Here is an 18,750-nt window from a genome sequence, read left to right as displayed (position 1 = left end):
GTATCTAATAATGAAGATTAGGATGATGAAACATGCATGGCTACTCTGCCTTTTCACAATATTAACTTCAGTAAACACTAATTATGGACAGCGCATCAGCAGGGACTCCATTATGCAGTTTGTCAAAACAACATCGTCTTTTACCATATACAAAGACAACTATATTATTACCGGAACAAAAGCAGGCGTAATGCCCGAAACCTCCAACTCTGATTTGAAACAGCAGATCAGCTTTAAGCACCGGCTCTCAAAGCCAACCCTCCCTTTAGACTCCTACCTTTTTATAACCTATACTCAGAAATCATTCTGGGATATATATAAATGGTCCAGCCCATTCAAAGAAATAAACTTTAACCCGGGCGCTGGCCTGGGGAAACTCCTTTTTAAAGATGAGAAGCTGATAGGCTCCCTGGCGCTGCAGGTAGAGCATGAGTCGAATGGCTTAGGTGGCAACAGCGAAAAAGGCTCCAGGGGCTGGAATCTTGTGTCGGCAAGTTATTCTATGTTCACTTCCCCCCGATCAGTGCTGCAGTTAAAGGCATGGCTTCCTTTTCAGTATAAAAAAGATAACCCTGACCTGATGGAATATGTGGGCTACGGACAGGCTGCTTATACCTGGGAAATAAAGAAAAGCAAGCTACTGTTTGAGGTTGCAGGCCGGAAAGGCGCTTCGTGGTCCTGGAAAGGAAACATCCGGACACAGCTAAGCTACAACCCTTTTAAATCCGGTAATACATTTATAACCCTGCAGTGGTACCAGGGCTATGCCGAAAGCTTACTCCATTACCGGGAGTCGACCAGCATGCTCCGGCTGGGAATGGCTATAAAGCCTTCTAACTTGCTGCTATACCTGTACTGATTTGTTTTGCTTTGTGCGAGCGATTGGCTGCTCCTTAAAAGCCAGGCACAGGGCCTTGTTTACGGTATCGATGGCTTCTCTTGACTCCTTCAGGAATCTTGGCATCATCAGTACAAAATCATGTATCATATCTGGATATTCTTTGTGCACTACAGGCACACCCGCCTTCTTTAGCTTTTCAGCATAGCGGTTGCCCTCATCCCGCAAGGGGTCGTGCTCTGCCGTGATGACTACGGCAGGCGGCAATCCTGTTAAATCAGCAAAAACAGGTGAGCAATAGGGTTCTTTTCTGTTTACGCCTGCCGGCAAGTAGGCTTCTCCAAACTGTTTTAGCATGTTCTGGGTAAGCAGGTAGTCGGTGTCCTCCTCTCTTCGTGAGGGTGCGGAGCCGCTGCAATCCACTGCCGGATATAACAAGGTCTGATGCAGTATCTGGGGGCCGTTTTTGTCCCGGGCCATCAGAGAAACCACAGCAGCAAAATTGCCTCCGGCACTTTCGCCCCCAACTGCCAGTTTGCTGCCATCACCGCCAAAGGTATGCGCGTTCTCTGATACCCAGCATGTGGCTTCATAGCAATCCTGCAGCCCCTCCGGAAACGGATGCTCCGGAGCCAGGCGGTACTGCACCGATACCACCACACAAGAAGTTTGATCTGCTATTCTCTTACAGAAGTTATCCCGCACATCGTAACTCCCGATGGTAAACCCACCCCCGTGGAAATACACCCAAACCGGAAGCGGCCGGTTTATACCGGCAGGCCTAAAAATTCTAAGCGCTATCTCATGGCCTGCCTTGGAGGTAAAACTGCTATTCTCTGGTTCTGGAACAGCAGGGGATTTGAGTCCGGCAAAGGAATCCATGAACTTCATAAACCTGTTGGAAGATCTGCGTCGTTCATCCAGAGGCAAAGAGGTTCTTTCTGCACCAAGTTTGGTAATACCAATCAGTAGTTGAACTGGCAAAGGAATGTTAGACATAGCTATACCATCGTAAGGTTGTTTACTTAACCTTACGATGGTGCTTCCACAATCGATATGCAGCCGCTACGCCGCGCCACAGGAAATTGTAGCGGGGTAAGCTCTCAGACACAGGAAAGAAGTTAAAATCAGTAGGGCCGTTTCATTCTAGCATATTCTCCCCTTGAGGGGAGCGGGAGGGGTGTTTACACCTGCGAAAAGAACGCAAATAGGGTAAATCAGGCAATATAGCTCCGAAATTTACACCCCTATAATCCCCTCAAGGGGATAGTCTTGGAGAATGAAACAGCCCTGTTAAAATCAGGGCTTTCTGATTTAGGTTTGCCCGGAGAACTGCAGCCGTAGCTTGAATATTGTCTACGAAACCGCCTGCTCTCTATTATTACTCACCGGAGTAACAGGTACTGCATTGAGTTGCATTTCAAGTTCCTGCTGCATTTGTTTAGCCGTTTTGGTACTGCCATCCGGGCTCCAGCCTGGCGGGTAAAAAACATACTTAAACTTATGCTCCCACGACTTGGCTCTCTTCACGTCTTTCCAGATATCGCTAAACTCATGAAAGTTAAGCTTAACCGGGTTATGCGACTGCGGCGGGTGCAGCACCCCGAACTTAGGAGCTATGTGATGCTCTCTTGGCTGATACGTTCCGAAAAGTTTATCCCAGATAATGAAGATGCCCCCATGGTTGCGGTCCAGATATTCGACGTTGCAGGCGTGATGCACCTGGTGCACCCAGGGAGTGTTAAAAACTTTATTCATTCCTTTAATATCAGGCACCAGTGTAGAGTGCAAAAAGAACTGGTAAATTGAATTGAAGGACATGCACAGGGCCAGCATCACCGGGTCAAAGCCCAGAGCAGGCATCCACATCCAGTAGATCGGCTTGTAAAAGAAAATGGTCCAGCCGTTCCGGAAGGCCGTGCCGAGGTTAAATTTTTCGGAGGAATGATGCACAATATGCGCCGCCCAGAACAGGCGGACAGTGTGGCAGAAGCGGTGGTGCCAATAAAAGTTAAAATCATCTCCTACCAGGCACAGCACCCACACCCACCAAGCCCACCCAAGGCTCTCGTAGCCCAAGTACTGCTCCCGGAGTGGCTCAAATAATTTATAAATAATGAAAAAGAACCCGATCTGGTACACCTTCGTCAGGGTGTTCAGAATGGCGGCCCCTATACCTACCCAGGTGCTCGCAAAAGAGTCTTTTACATCATATAATTCTTTGTCTTCGCGGTAGCTGATATAGACTTCCGCCAGGATGAGAATAGCAAAAACAGGAATGAAGTAAACGAAGGGGTTAGGCAGGTTTTCCAGCAGAATTTCCATAATAGCACAAGACATGTAAAGGGTAACAGAAAGCTCCAGATGCTCTCCTCAATTTGGCCTAAGTTAAGCATATATATAATTTATTCCTAAACTGCGGCAGCGGGCGGAGTAGTACATCCTTGATTTTTGCAGTTCATCTACAGGAAGATTACACCAGTGCCCCATCTCCTGAAACGGCCATTGGTGTGGCAACAACAGCTTATAGCCGAGCCAATAACAAACAATGCCTTAGCCCCTGTATAGCAGGCTAAGGCATTGTTTGTTTTAACAGTTTAACAGAAATTTAATTCCGAAGTTTACTTCTTGCTTTTTTCGTCCACTGGCTTCGCCTGTTTGTTCATTGTTTCGGCTACCGTTTTGTCTGGCATCACCTTGCTCGCGGCTACCGTCGCTTTGTTCTTCATGCCAGAGATAACCTGCGAATCACCAGCCATCAAGGCCTCATAGCCATCCTTGGCCACAGTAGCCGGATCAGCCAGCTTGCCCTCCTGCACTATTTTAGACTCCTTCATGTCTGCTTTTTCGAAAAAGCCAGTATCCGTTGGGCCAGGCAGCAGTTTTGTGATGGTTACATTTGTGTCTTTCACCTCGTTCTGTATCGCCTCTGTGAACGTAGTCACAAAAGCCTTGGTGCCGTGATATACCGCCTGCCAGGGCCCCGGCATTTCACCTGCTATAGAAGTAACCATCAGAATTTTACCCTCATTCCGCGCCACCATCTCTTTCAGGAAGAACTTGGTCAGCACGAGGTAGCCTTTAATGTTCAGGTCCACAATTTCCAACTCATGGTTGAGGTCAGTGTCTATAAACTTACCATATTCGCCCTGAGCGGCATTGTTCACCAGCACATCTATTTGTATGCCTTTTGCTTTTATCTCGTCATACACTTCAAAGGGACCTTTTTGTTCAGACAGGTCTTTGGCGATCGGCACAACGTCTATGCCGTGCTGCTTAAATTCAGCGGCCGCTGTGCTTAATTCCTGCTGGCTGCGAGCCACTATCACAAGGTTGTATTGGTCTTGTGCGAATAGCCTGGCCAGTTCATAGCCAATGCCCATCGTCGCACCTGTTACCAGCGCATATTTTTGTTTGTTTTCCATAGCATGTTAGGGTTTAGTGAGTTGAATGCTATTTTTAACGGCGATACCCTTTCTTAGTTTAACCATCATTCCACTATACCCCATTTATATACCCCCACTTGCTCCTGATCCGGGAGAGACTTATCTGGCTCTGATCCAGGTTGTCAACACAGGTGCGGAGGTTGCAAAGTCAAATTTTATGCAGGGAGTGCAGCAGCAGATGGCTTGTTGTGCAGAAGTCTTTTCAGCTTCATTAGCTGCTGCCTTGCCGGAAGCTCCTGTTGGAGAGAGCAACGGCAAGAGCCGGAATTATTTTTTTTTGTCAGGAAAGTGACAATTATCATTTCAACTCACTGGCAGGCAACCTTACTTGCAGCTTATTAACCAGATATTTAGAAAATGAAAGTATATTCAATTGCTCTTGCCGCTCTACTGGCCTTGGCCGCCTGTGGCTCCGACTCTGCCGATGGCAACTATAACCAGGTAGCCAGTGAAGATTTAATTGATGAGCAGGTAGATTCTGACGCGAAGACCTCTATAGACAGTATAGCGAAAGCAACCACCGATGGAAAAATTGTATTTCCGCTACCCGATACTCTAACAACGCTAGTAGAGCAAAAACAGCCACAGGCTCAGGTTGCCACCTTAACCGACCAGGCCATGATAAGCGACCGCCTGCAGGTTGATAACCCGCTCTTCCTGCGCGCCGATTTCAACGGAAACAACACACTGGATTATGCGGTGCAGGTGCTGCAAAATGATTCCATTCACATTACGGCGTTCCTCGACTATACCGACCAGGCCCGCGAAGTGCAGGTAGCCTCCTACCCTGCCCGGCAGCTCAACGACCGCTGGTACAGTGTATATCAGCTCAGAAAGGCCCCGCAGGACTCGCTGGTGCAGGACCCCCGAAACCAAAGGCAAGTGCTACTGCCAACAGACGGCATCTCAGTTGTGGAAGAAGAGCGCACCACGCTATACCTAATGCAGGATGGCCGTTTTATACCTTTCGATGCAAAAAAGTAAGTAATTTGCTGCATAGCGAAAAAAGTATTCACAGGTCTGGAAGACACTGTGAATGCCTTTTTCGCTATGATAGATTAGCACTTCTTGCCGTTGGGGTGTTCTATATCAACTGGAGTGGTCGTGTACTATTTCCCCTCCATTTTCAGGATGGGCTAAAGCCAACGGATAACGGCCGCTATGCTGAGATGATTCCGGGCAGCCAGAACCTACCGCCTGCTACGGCGGCATGCCTTGAACGAAAGCTGTTTTAACAACCAAATTCCTGATTCAAAGTTAAACAAGAGGCCTCTTCCTTAACAAGGGCTGTGTTTACGTTTACCAGGTCTTACCTATGTGGTTCAAGTTTCTTTCTTTCTTCTGCTTATTTTCCTTTACCGTTAAAACCACGGATGCACAAACTGTTTCTGGCCCCCGCGGAGAGCAATTCACTGCACGGGTAGTAGCGCAGGGACTAAGCGACCCGTGGGAAATTACTTATGGGCCCGACAACTTTTTATGGGTAACAGAAGCTAAAGGATACAGGGTAAACCGGATAAACCCGGAGAATGGCACCATCACAACCCTACTTGACCTCAGCAAAGAAAAGAACTTCCCGCGGTATGACAAGATGCCTGAAGAGGCCAGCGGAGGCAAACCCTGGCCCCAGGGAGGCCTGATGGGACTTGCCCTGCACCCGCAACTCCTCACCGGTAAGCCTTATGTGTACCTGGTTTATGTTTATGATTTCGATGGCGCTGCCGCGGAAGGCGATGGCTGTGCCCCGAATTATGGCGGTTGCGTTTTCACCACAAAGCTTGTCCGGTATGAATACAATGCCCGCCAGCAAACCCTGAGTAAACCGCTGGTACTTACGGACACGATCCCAGGCAGTGATGATCATAACGCAGGACGCTTACTGGTTGCCCCTGTGGACGGAAAAGACTACCTTTTTTACACGGTGGGTGACATGGGAGCCGGTCAGTTTGACAATGCAGGCCGTGAGAATTTTGCACAACGCACCGACAAGTACGAAGGGAAAGTACTCCGTTTTAACTTAGAGCCGGATAACGACACCAGCACTTACGACAAGTGGATACCAGGCGACAACCCATTCAATGCTGCCCGGCAGAGCGCTGTCTGGAGCTACGGACACCGAAATGCACAGGGGCTGGCGTATGCCGTAGTAGGAAACACGGGCAATCTATACACAGCAGAGCACGGTCCGTTTGGCGACGATGAAATAAACATTATCCGGAAAGGGAAAAACTACGGGCACCCGCTTGTGATCGGGTATAACGACGGGAACTATAATGGCCTGGCAGCAGGCGTAACCGCTCACAGCAGCCTGCCTGGCAAGTGGAACACCATGTATCCGTACATCGAAACCGAAGAAGCGAATGTAAAAGCGATTGGTACCGAAAACTACCAAGGCCCTGTTCACAGCTTCTACCCCACTTCAAACACATTTCTCCGTTCTGTTCTTACCCGCGCCCGGCAGGATGAGGAAGAAAAGCCTGAATGGCCAGCGCTGGCTCCCAGTAGTATCGCAGTGTATACGGCCTCAGCTATACCTGGCTGGCAAAACTCTTTGCTCATCACAAGCCTTACAGAAGGGCGCCTGGTCCGCCTGAAGTTAAATACCACTGGCAGTGGCCTTACAGGCGACACCCTTACGTATTTTAAAGCCCCGGCCCGCTACCGCGACATTGCCATATCGCCCGACGGTCGCAGTATATATTTAGCGATTGATAGCGCCGAGGTCTCTTCAGGGCCTTCAGAAGAGAAAGAAGACGACGGTGACTCACAGGAACAGCAGAGCCAATGCAGTGGCTGCATTATAGCCTACACGTACCAGGCTGATGCCAACACAATGAATCAGGAGAGCCTGGTGCAGGAGTTAAGAAACAGGGTACAGCGCATGAATAGAAAGAAGCAGCGTGCCGTAAGAGCAAAGCTGGCACCCGCACAGAAAGCTGCTTTCCAGTTACTGCTAAAGCCCGAATTAACTGAAAAAGAAAAAGCCCAGGTGCAGCAATATGCTTCAGGCTTGCTGGAAGTGGTGAAGCAGGTGGAGTGAAAGGCCAAATTCTTTACGCACCTCCTTCGCAACCTGATGCAAACAAAGCGTCTCTGAGCATTACTGTGTTGTCAGGCTGCAATCCGAGCGAGAAGAAGAAAAGAGCTTTGCTCCTCCCATCCGGGTGCTCTGTGCTCAGAAGATAGTCCCTGATTTTTGAATCTTCTACAATCTCACGTTTCCGATCCGGCATATACATGCTGTATACTTACAAAGAGTAGAGTTGAATTGACTGAGTTTCCAGATCATACCGCCAGTCAGAGTGAAGCGGTAAAGGTGATTAAAATAGCAGCAGGTTATCTCCAACTTACGGGATCAGGGTAACCTATCTACAAAACCGCCGCCATACTAACAGGGGAAAATCAGATTTTCCTTTTACAGTCATGCCTTAATCCAATAACCTATTCCGCAGACCTTTCCCTATATCCTTTACTATCTCGATATTATCTTTAATATCTGGAACCGGGCCCTCTAACTCAACATGCTGCTTTCCCCAATAGGCCGCAAAACTGTCATTCACGCCCATCTCCTCCGATTCGGACTTGGGAAGCATATGCAGTATATAGAGTGACTTAGGCAATACAGAGAGAGCAGGAACACTACAGGAACTACAGGATGAGTGATAAATATAGCTGTAACGCCTGTTCAATTCTTCATCAAAAACTTGGGCGTTACCTGATATCAAGTCAAGATAAGCTGTAGTAATGTTACTGTTAATATTGGTTAAACTTAAAAGAAGAAGGAAGAGCAATGGTGCAGGCAAAAGCTTTGATAATGTAGTTTCTGTAACAGGTTTTTCCTTAAAATATCTGTTAAGCAAAAGCTGCAGGTTATAGAACCATCCCAAAACAAAAAAGAAATAAATCACAATTTCGACCCGTGTTCCAGCTCTATCTCCTGTAGCCCAGGCAAAAACAAAGTACATCAATGTGACAGAAGCGACATAACTTATAATGGCAACCGAAAAATTGACCTCAAAAAAAATGCTGTTTTTCGCTTTTGAAGCAATAGGGATGCCCCACAGCAAAGCATATAGTAAACTGGCTGCCACTACAACTGCTCCCCATTTATAAAAGGCTATAGCTGTGAGCCCTAATGCTCCGGTCACAGATAACACCAAATTAGCCGGATTATTCTGTGTAGGCATTCGTGCATAATTACCAGGAGCCAATACTGCTGTCAGACTAGCGGCCACACAGATAACAAACAAGAAAAAAAGGTATGGCCTGTTTGTGAAACTCTTGTTCCAGGAGGTAAATAGTATAAACGTAAGTAGCACCATTACGCCTACCAGAGACATCTCATTTGAACCTATGACTGCGGTGGCAAGTACTGCTGAAAGCAAGATGTAAATCATTTTAAAGAGCCTGCCAGTAACATGGAAAAACTGATACAGGCAAAGCAATAGCAATAAAGTAAGAATATTGGCAAACTGATAGGTCATATAGCCGGAAAACCAATATATACCTTGAGCTATATCAGGCATCTGTACAAAATAAACAGCTAAAATAACTGAACATATAGCAGCTATCTCTAATTCGCTAAAGTACTTCTTACAAACGGCGCGAATCAGGAAATAAAAGGCACCTGTTAGCAACACTAAAAGGGCTGCGGCATATAAATTATAAACAGATAAAGGCCAGTAGATAAGCGGATTAATACGAGAAATAGCCGTAGCAAAATATCTGCCTGACCAGTTAAAGTAGATATCTGCCTGTGTTTCCCAGAAACCGCCTACTCCATCTCTTAGGGCAATCTGATAATCATCATAAGAAGGATGAACATAAGCTGTAAGGATCAGGAATGGCAGTAGCGTATAAAACCCTACTAGCACAAGTATTATCGTATATTGGCGTTTTGCAACACCCAAACCTATTGGCATATCTAATTTAAAACTTCGGTTTATTTCTAAAAAGCTATCAGTGTACTTACTATGGATACCCTTGGACTTTCCTTTACAGACCCTGGGTAGCTAATATGATGTGTTGCGAGGCTAAATATATAAAACTTAAGTAAGCAATACTTTACTCCCAGCATACCGCAACCTTCTCCCCCCGCTCCCAGTTCTGATAAGACATTAAGTTATAGTATCTTTGTAGGGAAGAACGAACAGGAGACGAATACCTTTGAAAGTAAAAGATTTTTTAGAACTGTACCGCCTCGACAGTGTGGTGCAAACCATCGCCGAACGGCTGAAAACAGCCCACCCTTACCGCCTCCAGATAAAAGGGCTGGCGGGCAGCCAGGACGCTGTGCTGGCCTCAGCGGTGTATACCCTGAATTACGGGCACCAACTCTTCGTGATGCACGATAAGGAGGAAGCGGCCTATTTTTATACAGACCTGAAGAACCTGCTCGGCGAAGAAAAGGAAATCCTGCTTTTCCCGACCTCCTACAAGCGCCCCTACAGCTTCGACGATACCGAGAACGCCAATATCCTCATGCGGGCAGAAGTGCTCAACCGCCTCAACCAGAAAACAGGTAAAGGCGAGCTGATCGTGACGTACCCGGAGGCGCTGACGGAGAAGGTTATCAATAAAAAATCGCTGGTAGAAAATACACTGGGCGCTAAAGTAGGCGAAAAGCTGGACACCAATTTCCTGAGCGAGATGCTGGCTGAGTATGGCTTTGAGCGCACGGAGTTTGTGTATGAGGCGGGCCAGTATGCGGTGCGCGGCGGTATTGTGGACGTGTATTCTTATGCTAATGATCTGCCCTACCGCATCGAGCTGTTCGGCGACGAGATTGAAAGCATCCGCACCTTCGACCCGGACACGCAGCTGTCGGTGGAGACGAAGAAGGCGATTTCGATTATACCCAATGTACAGACGAAGCTGCTGCAGGAAACGCGCGAGGCTTTTCTCGACTTTGTACCTGCCAACACCACACTCTGGTTTAAAGACGTGCGCCTGACGCTGGACGTGATTGACGAATACTTTGACAAAGCGGCCCACAACTTCGAGAAGATGATGGCGGGAAGCGGCGGCACGCAGATTGTGTCGGACCCTGAGCAGCTGTTCCAGACGCAGAAGCTGTTCAAGCAGCTGCTGGAAAACTTTAACGTGGTGGAGATAGGCAAGCGCTTTCATTTCCGCAGCGCTGAGATCATACAGTTGCAGACCAAGCCGCAGCCCTCGTTCAATAAAGATTTCCAGCGGTTGGTGAAAGACCTGCACGAGCAGCAGGGCGCTGGCTTTGTGAACCTGATTGCCACTGATTCGCCGCGCCAGATCAACCGCCTCACCATGATTTTTGATGAGCTGGACCATGACGTGCGTTTCCAGCACCTGCCCATTTCGCTGCGTGAAGGCTTCATCGACCAAACCTTAAAAATTACCTGCTACACCGATCACCAGCTGTTCGACAGGTTCTACCAGCACAAGGCCAAAGAGGGGCACTCCAAATCCAAGGCCATGACGCTGAAAGAGCTGCGCTCGCTGCAGCCCGGCGATTACGTGACCCACATCGATTACGGCATCGGCCGCTTTGCCGGCTTAGAGAAAGTAGAAGTGGGCGGCCGTTTACAGGAAGCGATTCGGCTTGTTTACCGCGACGATGATTTGCTGTATGTGAGCATCCACGCGCTGCACAAAATCAGCAAGTACAGCGGCAAGGAAGGTGGCCCACCAAGTATGAGCAAGCTGGGCTCGCCGGAATGGGAGAACAAGAAGAAGAAAGTCAAGAGCAAGGTCAAAGACATTGCCCACGAACTCATCAGCCTTTACGCCAAACGCAAAGCCGCACCGGGCTATTCGTACTCCAGGGACGGTTTCCTGCAGGCAGAGCTGGAGTCTTCGTTTATCTATGAGGATACGCCGGACCAGGCGAAATCCACAGAGGATGTGAAAGCGGATATGGAGCAGCCGCACCCCATGGACCGCCTTGTGTGCGGTGATGTGGGCTTCGGCAAAACAGAGATAGCCATCCGTGCCGCCTTTAAAGCCGCCTGCGACGGCAAGCAGGTGGCCGTACTGGTGCCTACCACCATCCTGGCCATGCAGCATTACCGCACTTTCCGCGACAGGCTGGAGCAGTTCCCGGTGACGGTAGACTATGTGAACCGCTTTAAAACTGCCAAGGATACCAAAGACACCCTGAAGCGATTGGCAGAAGGCAAAATTGATATCCTGATCGGCACGCACCGCATCGTGAGCAAAGACGTGAAGTTCAAAGACCTCGGCCTGATGATAATTGACGAGGAGCAGAAGTTTGGGGTGAAGACAAAGGAGAAGCTGCGGGAGATGAAGATAAACGTGGATACGCTCACCCTCACAGCCACGCCTATTCCACGCACGCTGCACTTCTCACTAATGGGAGCCCGCGACCTCTCCGTTATCGCCACGCCGCCACCTAACCGCCAGCCGGTAAAAACAGAGCTGCATGTGTTTGATGAAGCCCTGATCCGAGATGCCATTGTGTATGAGATGAAGCGCGGCGGACAGGTGTTCTTTGTGCACAACCGCATCAAGGATATCGAGGAAATAGCCGCCATGATTCTGCGCCATGTGCCGGACTGCAAGGTAACCTATGCCCACGGGCAAATGGAGCCGGAGAAGCTGGAAAAACGCATGATGAAGTTCGTAAATGGGGAGTATGATGTGCTGGTAAGTACCAACATCATTGAATCGGGCCTGGACATTGAGAATGCCAATACCATCATCATCAACCGCGCGCACATGTTCGGTTTGTCGGACCTGCACCAGATGCGCGGCCGCGTAGGGCGCTCCAACAAGAAAGCCTACTGCTATCTGCTGACGCCACCTGTTGCCGGGCTGCCTTCGGATGCCCGCAAGCGCCTGAGCACGCTGGAGGAATTCTCTGACCTGGGCGAAGGCTTTAAGATTGCGATGCGCGACCTGGATATACGGGGTGCGGGGAACCTGCTGGGCGGCGAGCAAACCGGCTTTATCACCGACCTTGGTTTCGAGATGTACCACCAGGTGCTCGACGATGCCATTAAGGAGCTGAAGGAAACCGAATTCCGTGAGCTGTTCCTGAGCGATAACCTGGAGCAGTTTATTGAACCGGTGCGCGAGTGCAACATCGAGACAGACATGGAGGTGCTGATACCGGACAGCTACGTGAGCAACATCTCGGAGCGCCTTAGCCTTTACAGTAAGCTCGACAGCGTAAAGAGCATGGAAGAACTGGAGAAGCTGCGCGACAGCATCGTGGACCGCTTTGGCCCGCTGCCTGAGCAGGTGCAGCAACTCGTGGAAATCGTGAAATTGCGCTGGCAGGCCCAGCAGCTCGGTTTCGAGAAGCTCACCATCAAAAAAGAAACAATGAAGGGCTACCTGCCGGCTGAGAACAACGACAAATATTTCCAGTCCGATATATTTGGCAACATTCTCAAGTATGTGCAGCAGCACCCGCGCCGTTCGCGCTTAAAAGAGGCCAAGCACAAGCTCATCGTGATAGTGGAAGACATCCGAAGCATAGCCGACGCCAAAGAGGTTTTCGAAGGCTTAGGTATACAGGAGGCTGTTTCCACACAAGCCTCTTAAAATAGCGCAACTATAGCGCAGCACTTTTTTTGCAGCCTGTCCCAGATTACGGAGGCTCTATCACGACAGCACGATGGTGAGCAGGCTGCGCCATGACAAAAATCTAGTTGTACCTTACGCAATAGAAAGCGTACCAAGAAGTTCAGAACCTATAGCATGATGAAATCAGTAAACACTATTCTGTTGATCGATGACGACGAGACCACAAACTACCTGAATCACCGCCTGCTCTCGCGCATGGAGGTAGCACCGGACATCCGGGTGGTGACAGACGGAGACGAGGCCCTGAATTATTTAAAAAAAGCTTTCGCAGGTGAAGCGGAATACGCCCGTCCTGACCTGATTTTTGTTGACATCAAAATGTCAGGCATGGATGGCTTTGAATTTTTGGAGGAGTACCAGAAAATTCCTGCAGAGCAGAAAGAAAACATCGTCATGCTGATGCTTACCTCTTCTGCCAGCTTCTATGACCTCGAAAAGCTGAAGCAGTTCCCCGATGTACGCAAGCATTACTCTAAGCCTTTGGCAGAGGCTGATGTCCGCGAAATCATGGTAACCTATTTTTAGAACAGCCTGACAATCAACAGTGGCAGCGGCACTCCTTCCGGAAGGGGTGCCGCTGTTTTTTTACCGCGAAACTGCCGTTTGTTAACTATAGCCAGTGCAATCCCGTAAATATATAACAAGCCCACACTTTGTGGGATGAACACATTTTGAAACATCTAAAGCAAAATAATACTATGGCAAACAAACCTATGAACCTAAACGGCAGCGAAGGCGAAAACCACGAAATCGGCCGCAAGTTATATAACAAAGACAAACAGTATAACCAGCAGAACGACAACCAGCGCTATGGCAACAGGAGGGAAGATACCCGCGAGTGGGGAGAAGGCAACTACTTCCATACGGGTCCCAATCCACGTGGCGCACAGGATCCGGACAGAGATCAGAACCGGGACTTCGACCGCAACCGCAACGATTACCGCAGAGGAGGCGCCAGCAACAGCTCTTATAACCAGGGCCAGAATGCGCACCTGAACGACCACTACGGCAGCCGCTCTGACAGCAACTACCGCAATGAGCGCTCCTTTATAAACCACGGAGACCGGAACCAGTACCAGCACGATGAAAGCCACAGCATGCGCAGGCCCCATACGCCAGGAGGCTCCTTACAAGGCAACCAGTCAGATGTGAGAGATCAGCAGAACGATCCGTGGCGGGAAGGGCCGGGCAGCGGAAGCCGCTATAAAGAGTCGGATTACCGCTACGGCAGCGGCTCGCATAACTGGTATACAGAAGACCGCTATACGCCGAACGATGACAAAAACCGTCGCAACAATCCTCGCCATGATGACCGCGGCTTTGTGGACCGCGTGAAGGATACCTGGAACGACATCTGGCATTCAGATGACGAGGACTACCAGCCACGCGGCAACCGCTACCAGTCAAACGCTGACCGCTTGGATACCCGTAAGCGCTACGGCTCTGAGCAGTACCGCGACCGTAACTTCGACAAAGGCCTGGAAGGAGGCCCTCGCTGGGCAGATGAAACAGACTCTGGACAGGATAATTATTTCGATGACCGCGATAACACCAACCGCCGTCGCCGATAAAACGTATACCCACCAGATTAGGTAGATTTGGTAATAAATTAGTTTTAGTTAGTAAATGGCAACGCCGGCTCTTGCAGTCGGCGTTGTTTTTTTGTATCTTAGTGTTTAGAGTTTGTTTAAACATACTGCGTATCACCTCGTACATCATTAATAAGAGTAAGCTTAAATTCTTTTTTTGATGGCTAAAAGGATGTTTCTTTTGAGTTCTGACAAAAATCATTTTAGGTGCATAGCCGGGGCCATGTGCCTCAGAACAGCTGCCACCAGGTTCAAAAAGCAATCCTTCGCAGTTCAAAAGATAGAGTTTAATCGGGCTCCGGAACCGAAATAAATTATCATATACCTAAAGATATAGCCATGCATCACGACGAAAATAACCCACGGCATCCGCAGCACAACAAGGAAATGCGCCACCGCAGGGAACACCATCCTAACCATGAGCGTGAGCGGTATTTTAATGACTTTAAGAGCCGCTGGGGAGAACCATCTCCACCACTAAACCTGCACCAGAACGAGCGGGATCTACGTGAGTTAGGCCGCTTTGAACGGGAGGGACGGTATCATCAGCAGCATGAGGAATGGCTGCCGAACCAGCAGCGCAGGCCGCAGCCACCACGCAATGAGAACCAGCCTCGCGATATTTCATGGCGCCAGCGCGATGTAAACTTCGACAGAGATAACCAAAGGGTGGAGGACCGCTGGCAGCAAGACGATACCATACCACACCCTAGAGAAAAGCGCCGTCGCAGACAGGGGCCAAGCGATGAATACGGTTATGATGAAAGAAACCGTAGGTAACTCCTATTACAATTTCAGAATTGATCTTTCTATAAAACAGAAAAAGCCGGACTCATCCGGCTTTTTCTGTTTTATAGGCTTTTGCTAAAACCGCTTCCGTATACCCACACCAAAGGAAACAAGCTCCGGAATGCCCGGCACCAGGTTTACCGACAGGTCTGTGTTTTTCTTCAGCTTATAGTTGTACTCCAATTCACCGGCATACCAGTAAAACTTATACTGCCAATCCCCTTTACGCTCAAAATAGCCGTCATCCACATAGTCCTCAATATTATTCCAGTCGCGCCTGTACACGAGTGTAGGGCCTACGCCACCATTCAGGGAATGGCGGTTTTTACGGAAAATGAGCCCACGCCAACCAATATGCGTGAACCCCGCCAGCACAGCAGCACAGTCGGCATACAGCCCCTGCTCTACCCGCACACTTATCACGTCGCGCACCACAAACCGGTCATACCCTACTATCGCGCCGTAATTAAAAGTAATGTAGCCTTTGTTGTCGAGCCTGTTGGGGAACATCTCCGGGTACGGGCTCTCCTTCAGATGCACTGACAACCCGAAGAGTTTAACAGTAAAAGCGTTCTTATGGGCAGCTTGTTCCTGCGCCTGCACACCAAGGGGCAATTGGCAAAGTAAGAAAAGGCAAAGTAAAAAAATAAGGATACGGGGCATAGGGTTCTTACAGTCTATCAGCTTGCTTTACCCATTTTTTAGCTGCTGGGTTACTTATACGTGCGGGCAAGGGCATACTAAAAGATACTTTGTACCTTTGTTACCTTATGTCGGTACTGGAAGATTTACTAACGCAGGTCCGGGCCTGCCGCATCTGCGAAGAGCACCTGCCATTGGGCCCACGCCCGGTAGTACGTGCCAGCACTACAGCCAAGCTGCTGGTAGTAGGGCAGGCACCAGGCACCAAAGTGCATGCCAGCGGCACCCCCTGGGACGACCAGAGCGGTAAGCGCCTGCGCCAGTGGCTGGGGCTGGACGCTACCACTTTTTATGATGCGTCGCAGACAGCCATTGTCCCGATGGGCTTCTGCTACCCGGGCAAAGGCAAAAGCGGTGACTTGCCGCCCCGCCCTGAATGTGCCCGCCACTGGCACCAGCAGTTACTGGACCTGCTGCCCAATATCCAACTCACACTGCTCATCGGGAAGTATGCGCAAGACGGTTTTCTGAAGCATGCCGCCAGGCCAACGCTTACAGAAACGGTGGCCAACTGGCACGAATACCTGCCGCACTACATGCCGCTACCGCACCCCTCGCCCCGCAACCAGTTTTGGCTCAGGCGCCATCCCTGGTTTGAGGCCGATGCCGTACCGGCACTTCAGCAACTCGTGAGCGACCTGGTCAAAAAAACCTAAAGCCTGTATTTTCGTTGCAACATATCTACTCCCTGAACAAGCGATTCACCACCCTATGATCAACTATCCCTCCAGCAAACTACCCGACATAGGCACGAGTATTTTTACTGTCATGTCGGCGCTGGCCAACGAGCAACAGGCGATTAACCTGTCGCAGGGCTTTCCGGATTTTAACTGTCCTGAGCCGCTGATAGACCTTGTGAGCAAGTATATGCGCGAAGGCTTCAATCAATACGCGCCAATGGCGGGCGTACCGGGTTTGCGCGAAAACATCAGCACTAAAACAGAGAAAGTATACGGTTACCGTCCCGATCCTGACACAGAAGTAACAGTGACCTCTGGTGCCACAGAAGCTTTAAATGCAGCCATTACGGCTGTGGTAAAATCTGGTGATGAAGTGGTAATACTGGAGCCGTGCTATGATGCGTATGTTCCGGTTATCCGGCTGTGTGGAGGAGTTCCCATTTTTGTGTCGCTGGCACTCCCTGATTTTCATATAGACTGGGACCAGGTAAAACGCCGCATCTCCTCCCGCACAAGTCTCATCATCCTGAACACACCGCATAACCCCACCGGGGCCGTGATGTCGAAGCAGGACATGGACACACTGGCGAACCTGATAGAGGGCACCGATATTCTGGTGATCAGCGACGAAGTGTATGAGCACATGGTGTTCGACGGACAGCAGCATTACAGTGTACTCCAGCACCCGCAATTGCGCAAGCGCAGCTTCGTTATCTCCTCTTTCGGGAAAACATACCATACTACCGGCTGGAAGGTAGGCTACGCTGTGGCTCCTGCCGTACTCACCGCTGAGCTGCGCAAAATGCACCAGTTCATAACGTTCTGCACACCAACGCCGCTTCAGATGGCCCTTGCAGATTTTATGGAAGAGGAAACGCATTACCGTAACCTGCCGGATTTTTACCAGGGCAAGCGCGACTTCTTTAATGAGCAGCTAAAAGGCTCCCGTTTTGAAATAGTGCCTTCTGCAGGCACTTACTTTCAGCTGGCAAAGTATGATAAAATCTCAGACGAGTATGACCTGGATTTCGCGAAGCGCCTCACCAGAGAGGCCGGTGTTGCCGCCATACCCGTCTCGGCTTTCTACCACGACAAAACCGACCACAAGTACCTCCGCTTCTGCTTCGCCAAAAGCGAGGATACCTTACAAGCCGCCGCTGCAAAGCTGGTGCAGCTGTAAATTTATAATGATGTAAGATGCACGTGCGCAGCACAGAGCTGTAGCCCGCCACTTGCTCACCTTCGAACAACAATCAACAAATAACGATAAAAAATGGACCTACGCATCACCATCGTTCAGACAGCGCTGCACTGGCAGGATGCGGAGAAAAACCGCACCATGTTCTCGGAGAAGCTAGCTGCCGCTGCCCCTCAAACCGACCTGATCATACTGCCCGAGATGTTCACAACCGGGTTTAGCATGGAGGCGGAGGCATTGGCTGAAGAGGCTGCAGGCCCTACTTTGCTGTGGATGCAGCAGGAGGCGCAAAAACACCAGGCGGTGCTAACAGGCAGCGTGATGGTGAAGGAAAACGGGCACTACTACAACCGCCTGTATTGGGTACGGCCCGATGGCTCCTATGAGCAATATAATAAGAAACATCTCTTCCGGATGGCGAAGGAGCATCACACATATTCCACAGGCGGAGAAAAAATAGTAGTAGAACTGAAGGGGTGGAACATCTGTCCGCTGGTGTGTTACGATCTGCGCTTCCCGGTATGGAGCCGAAACGTCAGCAATAGCTATGACCTGCTGCTGTATGTGGCCAACTGGCCCCAGGCCCGCAGCCTTGCCTGGCGCACGTTGCTGCAGGCACGCGCCATCGAAAACGTGGCTTATGTGGCCGGTGTGAACCGCGTGGGCACCGACGGCAACAACCACCCCTACTCCGGCGACTCCGCCATCATTCACCCCAAAGGGCATCACCTGTTGCAGAGAAGCCAGATAGAAGGTATACATTCCCTGACGTTGAGCAAGCAGGAGCTAAACGATTTCAGAGAAGCCTTTCCAGCGCATCTGGATGCGGATACATTTCATTTGGGTTGATTGAATACCACAGCACATTAAGCCAATGCCATAGTGCCTTCTCTTTTTCTGTTGTACCGGGTCAAACCAC

General features: G+C 49.7%; 16 protein-coding genes. 10 read left to right on the top strand and 6 right to left on the bottom strand.

Annotated features, from left to right (window positions below):
* Positions 1 to 112 precede the first annotated feature (112 nt).
* Positions 113 to 859, top strand: coding sequence for a phospholipase A (locus tag DXT99_RS08630; protein ID WP_181885070.1), 747 nt, complete (start codon positions 113 to 115; stop codon positions 857 to 859).
* Here the strand turns inward: DXT99_RS08630 and DXT99_RS08625 are convergent.
* The 3 genes from DXT99_RS08625 to DXT99_RS08615 form a co-directional block, all read right to left on the bottom strand.
* Positions 845 to 1,837 (bottom strand): alpha/beta hydrolase, encoded by a 993-nt coding sequence (locus DXT99_RS08625; RefSeq protein ID WP_115565141.1) that lies wholly within the window; start codon positions 1,835 to 1,837, stop codon positions 845 to 847. The two genes, DXT99_RS08630 and DXT99_RS08625, sit on opposite strands and share 15 nt — an antisense overlap.
* Before the next feature lie 357 nt (positions 1,838 to 2,194).
* Entirely contained in the window at positions 2,195 to 3,163 is a 969-nt protein-coding gene (locus tag DXT99_RS08620) for a sterol desaturase family protein (RefSeq protein ID WP_115565140.1), read from the bottom strand.
* 296 nt (positions 3,164 to 3,459) lie between these two features.
* The gene (locus DXT99_RS08615; protein ID WP_115565139.1) at positions 3,460 to 4,263 is read right to left on the bottom strand and encodes an SDR family NAD(P)-dependent oxidoreductase; all 804 of its coding nucleotides are present in this window, start codon (positions 4,261 to 4,263) and stop codon (positions 3,460 to 3,462) included.
* A 378-nt stretch (positions 4,264 to 4,641) separates the two neighbouring features.
* Here DXT99_RS08615 and DXT99_RS08605 point away from each other — a divergent pair, with 378 nt between their 5' ends.
* Both DXT99_RS08605 and DXT99_RS08600 read left to right on the top strand, forming a co-directional pair.
* A complete protein-coding gene (locus tag DXT99_RS08605; protein ID WP_115565137.1) occupies positions 4,642 to 5,268 on the top strand; it encodes a hypothetical protein in 627 nt (208 codons plus the stop codon).
* Positions 5,269 to 5,599: 331 nt separating this feature from the next.
* The gene (locus tag DXT99_RS08600; protein ID WP_115565136.1) at positions 5,600 to 7,324 is read left to right on the top strand and encodes a PQQ-dependent sugar dehydrogenase; all 1,725 of its coding nucleotides are present in this window, start codon (positions 5,600 to 5,602) and stop codon (positions 7,322 to 7,324) included.
* Between the two features lie 13 nt (positions 7,325 to 7,337).
* Here DXT99_RS08600 and DXT99_RS08595 read toward each other — a convergent pair whose 3' ends face one another.
* Both DXT99_RS08595 and DXT99_RS08590 read right to left on the bottom strand, forming a co-directional pair.
* Complete coding sequence (locus DXT99_RS08595; protein ID WP_147294189.1) at positions 7,338 to 7,517, bottom strand: DUF6883 domain-containing protein; 180 nt, start codon at positions 7,515 to 7,517, stop codon at positions 7,338 to 7,340.
* A gap of 195 nt (positions 7,518 to 7,712) precedes the next feature.
* Entirely contained in the window at positions 7,713 to 9,206 is a 1,494-nt protein-coding gene (locus DXT99_RS08590) for a DUF6056 family protein (protein ID WP_115565134.1), read from the bottom strand.
* A 244-nt stretch (positions 9,207 to 9,450) separates the two neighbouring features.
* On the opposite strand from DXT99_RS08590, the gene mfd reads away from it, so the two are divergent.
* From mfd to DXT99_RS08570, 4 genes are all read left to right on the top strand, one after another.
* On the top strand, positions 9,451 to 12,831 hold the full coding sequence (mfd, locus tag DXT99_RS08585; protein WP_115565133.1) for a transcription-repair coupling factor: 3,381 nt from the start codon (positions 9,451 to 9,453) through the stop codon (positions 12,829 to 12,831).
* A 156-nt stretch (positions 12,832 to 12,987) separates the two neighbouring features.
* Positions 12,988 to 13,398 carry a response regulator gene (locus DXT99_RS08580; RefSeq protein ID WP_246000588.1) on the top strand — a complete coding sequence of 137 codons (411 nt, stop codon included), beginning with the start codon at positions 12,988 to 12,990 and terminating at the stop codon, positions 13,396 to 13,398.
* A gap of 173 nt (positions 13,399 to 13,571) precedes the next feature.
* Positions 13,572 to 14,444 (top strand): hypothetical protein, encoded by an 873-nt coding sequence (locus tag DXT99_RS08575; protein ID WP_115565132.1) that lies wholly within the window; start codon positions 13,572 to 13,574, stop codon positions 14,442 to 14,444.
* 357 nt (positions 14,445 to 14,801) lie between these two features.
* Positions 14,802 to 15,242, top strand: a complete 441-nt coding sequence (locus DXT99_RS08570; protein WP_115565131.1) for a hypothetical protein — start codon at positions 14,802 to 14,804, stop codon at positions 15,240 to 15,242.
* Positions 15,243 to 15,326: 84 nt separating this feature from the next.
* Here the strand turns inward: DXT99_RS08570 and DXT99_RS08565 are convergent, their stop codons facing one another.
* Entirely contained in the window at positions 15,327 to 15,914 is a 588-nt protein-coding gene (locus tag DXT99_RS08565; protein ID WP_115565130.1) for a hypothetical protein, read from the bottom strand.
* Positions 15,915 to 16,021: 107 nt separating this feature from the next.
* Between DXT99_RS08565 and DXT99_RS08560 the strand changes: the two genes are divergently transcribed.
* The 3 genes from DXT99_RS08560 to DXT99_RS08550 all read left to right on the top strand — a co-directional run bounded on the left by DXT99_RS08560 (position 16,022) and on the right by DXT99_RS08550 (position 18,680).
* A complete protein-coding gene (locus DXT99_RS08560) occupies positions 16,022 to 16,609 on the top strand; it encodes a uracil-DNA glycosylase family protein (RefSeq protein WP_115565129.1) in 588 nt (195 codons plus the stop codon).
* Between the two features lie 55 nt (positions 16,610 to 16,664).
* A complete protein-coding gene (locus DXT99_RS08555; RefSeq protein ID WP_115565128.1) occupies positions 16,665 to 17,813 on the top strand; it encodes a methionine aminotransferase in 1,149 nt (382 codons plus the stop codon).
* Positions 17,814 to 17,906: 93 nt separating this feature from the next.
* Positions 17,907 to 18,680, top strand: coding sequence for an amidohydrolase (locus tag DXT99_RS08550; RefSeq protein WP_115565127.1), 774 nt, complete (start codon positions 17,907 to 17,909; stop codon positions 18,678 to 18,680).
* Positions 18,681 to 18,750 lie beyond the last annotated feature (70 nt).

This window comes from Pontibacter diazotrophicus (assembly GCF_003367245.1).
Taxonomy (GTDB): Bacteria; Bacteroidota; Bacteroidia; order Cytophagales; family Hymenobacteraceae; genus Pontibacter; species Pontibacter diazotrophicus.
The sequence above is the reverse complement of the archived record's forward strand: the minus strand, read 5'-3'. Positions and strand labels throughout refer to the sequence as shown.

Bases quoted from the DNA above. Each gene is read 5' to 3' on its own strand.
- DXT99_RS08575 (WP_115565132.1), top strand. From the start codon at position 13,572: ATGGCAAACAAACCTATGAACCTAAACGGCAGCGAAGGCGAAAACCAC.
- DXT99_RS08550 (WP_115565127.1), top strand. From the start codon at position 17,907: ATGGACCTACGCATCACCATCGTTCAGACAGCGCTGCACTGGCAGGAT.
- DXT99_RS08590 (WP_115565134.1), bottom strand. From the start codon at position 9,206: ATGCCAATAGGTTTGGGTGTTGCAAAACGCCAATATACGATAATACTT.
- DXT99_RS08615 (WP_115565139.1), bottom strand. From the start codon at position 4,263: ATGGAAAACAAACAAAAATATGCGCTGGTAACAGGTGCGACGATGGGC.
- DXT99_RS08600 (WP_115565136.1), top strand. From the start codon at position 5,600: ATGTGGTTCAAGTTTCTTTCTTTCTTCTGCTTATTTTCCTTTACCGTT.
- DXT99_RS08560 (WP_115565129.1), top strand. From the start codon at position 16,022: ATGTCGGTACTGGAAGATTTACTAACGCAGGTCCGGGCCTGCCGCATC.
- DXT99_RS08555 (WP_115565128.1), top strand. From the start codon at position 16,665: ATGATCAACTATCCCTCCAGCAAACTACCCGACATAGGCACGAGTATT.
- DXT99_RS08630 (WP_181885070.1), top strand. From the start codon at position 113: ATGCAGTTTGTCAAAACAACATCGTCTTTTACCATATACAAAGACAAC.
- DXT99_RS08595 (WP_147294189.1), bottom strand. From the start codon at position 7,517: ATGCCGGATCGGAAACGTGAGATTGTAGAAGATTCAAAAATCAGGGAC.
- DXT99_RS08580 (WP_246000588.1), top strand. From the start codon at position 12,988: ATGATGAAATCAGTAAACACTATTCTGTTGATCGATGACGACGAGACC.
- DXT99_RS08570 (WP_115565131.1), top strand. From the start codon at position 14,802: ATGCATCACGACGAAAATAACCCACGGCATCCGCAGCACAACAAGGAA.
- DXT99_RS08620 (WP_115565140.1), bottom strand. From the start codon at position 3,163: ATGGAAATTCTGCTGGAAAACCTGCCTAACCCCTTCGTTTACTTCATT.
- DXT99_RS08605 (WP_115565137.1), top strand. From the start codon at position 4,642: ATGAAAGTATATTCAATTGCTCTTGCCGCTCTACTGGCCTTGGCCGCC.
- DXT99_RS08565 (WP_115565130.1), bottom strand. From the start codon at position 15,914: ATGCCCCGTATCCTTATTTTTTTACTTTGCCTTTTCTTACTTTGCCAA.
- DXT99_RS08625 (WP_115565141.1), bottom strand. From the start codon at position 1,837: ATGTCTAACATTCCTTTGCCAGTTCAACTACTGATTGGTATTACCAAA.